The 1,699-nt window shown below is 69.7% G+C and carries 3 protein-coding genes; 1 reads left to right on the top strand and 2 read right to left on the bottom strand.

Annotated elements, in window-relative coordinates; translation table 11 throughout:
- Both ACWEBX_RS40180 and ACWEBX_RS40175 read right to left on the bottom strand, forming a co-directional pair.
- Positions 1-618: AIM24 family protein (locus tag ACWEBX_RS40180; protein ID WP_451889639.1), on the bottom strand; the 618-nt coding region annotated here is incomplete at its 3' end.
- 125 nt (positions 619-743) lie between these two features.
- The gene (locus ACWEBX_RS40175; RefSeq protein WP_451889638.1) at positions 744-1,307 is read right to left on the bottom strand and encodes an NAD(P)H-dependent oxidoreductase; all 564 of its coding nucleotides are present in this window, start codon (positions 1,305-1,307) and stop codon (positions 744-746) included.
- Between the two features lie 127 nt (positions 1,308-1,434).
- Here ACWEBX_RS40175 and ACWEBX_RS40170 point away from each other — a divergent pair.
- Positions 1,435-1,699: helix-turn-helix domain-containing protein (locus ACWEBX_RS40170; protein WP_451889637.1), on the top strand; the 265-nt coding region annotated here is incomplete at its 3' end.

The raw sequence follows: 1,699 nt of genomic DNA, 5'->3' as shown, positions 1-1,699 counted from the left end.
GCCCTCCAGCTTGAGCTGCACCGCCTCGCCCGAACCCCCGCGGATCATCGAGCCGATCGACTGCGAGCGGTGCAGCGAGGTGCGCAGGTGCGCGGTCCAGCCGACGACCGCGTCGGTGTCGACGAACACCGGCTGCTGCTGGGAGACGGGTATGACGAGCGGATTGCCCTCGCATATCAGCCCCAGGCTGCCGTGGCCGGTGAAGACGCTGTTGAACAGACCGCCTCCGGTGATGCCCGCGCCCTTGACGGTCTTGATCTCGTACGACAGCGAGGCGTCGAAACACAGGACGTTGCGGCCGTTGACCGTGAAGACGTCGCCGGGTTCGATGCCCACGATGAAACAGTTCTGTGCCTCGTGCGCGAACCAGGCCTCGCCCTGCCCGCGGACGGTCATGAGCGGAAGTCCCTCACCGGTGACCGCCCGCTTGAGCATGCCGCCCACGCCCTGGCCCTTGCGCTCGAACTGGAGGCTGCCCCGGTAGGCGACCATCGCGCCCTGACGCGCGAACATCTCGCCCTGGACGGCGTACTTGATGGACTTGGCGTTCTGGACGGTCATGCCCGCCGCGACGGCCGGCTGCACCATGTGGTCATTGGAAAAGAGATCGCTCTTCATGCGGGCATCCTGTCGCGGAGGGTGGGGCTCCGCCAGGGTCGTGGCGATCTTGGCACGAACGGTGACCGAGTCACGACATGACACAGGCCGGCCCGGGTCAACCGGACCGGCCCACAAGGGAGTTGTCAGGCGGCGGTCGGCGCCGAGACGTGGCCGTGCAGACGGTCCAGAACGTCGGAAAGCTGCGCCGCGACCTCGGCGTCGTCGGCGGGGTGCGTCTCGGCGAAGCGGACCACGGAGCCGGGGACGGAGAGCTTGATGTCCTCCAGCACGGTGCCGCCGGCGATACCCACGGCCTTGCGGGCCTCGTCCTGCGCCCAGACGCCGCCGAACTGGCCGTACGCGGTGCCGGCCACGACGACCGGCTTGCCGGTGAAGGCGCCCGCGCCGTACGGGCGGGACAGCCAGTCGATGGCGTTCTTGAGGACCGCGGGGATGGTGCCGTTGTACTCCGGCGAGAACAGCAGGAACGCGTCGGCCTCGCCGGCCGCGGCGCGCAGCCGCGCGGCGGCAGCGGGCACGTCGCCCTCGACGTCGATGTCCTCGTTGTAGAAGGGGATCTCGGCCAGGCCCTCGAAGAGCTCGACCTCGGCACCCTCCGGGGCGAGCTTGACGGCCGCCTCGGCGAGCTGGCGGTTGTGGGAACCGGCGCGCAGGCTGCCGACGAGGGCGAGGATGCGTACGGACATGGATATCTCCCGGGGGGATGGAAACGCTGAAACACTGCCGTAATAAAACGGACCGGAGTCCGCTTAAAGGTCTACCACCGAAGCGGACCGCAGTCCAGTTGGCCCCGGATGCCGTTACGCTGGCTTCATGTCCCAGCCACTTCCGCCGTTCCCGCAGCGACCGGAAACGCCCGACGAACCCGTCCTCATGCAGCTCACCGCGCCCGAGGCCACCCCGCTGCGCGCCGACGCCGCCCGCAACCGCGCCCGCCTGCTGGAGGCCGCGTCCCGGCTGGTCGAGGAGCAGGGCGTGGCCAAACTCACGATGGAAGGCGTGGCCTGCGCGGCGGCGGTGGGCAAGGGGACCGTCTTCCGGCGCTTCGGCGACCGCACCGGCCTGCTCATGGCCCTGC

Source organism: Streptomyces sp. NPDC005070 (genome assembly GCF_053600395.1).
This window is presented reverse-complemented; position numbering and strand designations above follow the sequence as displayed.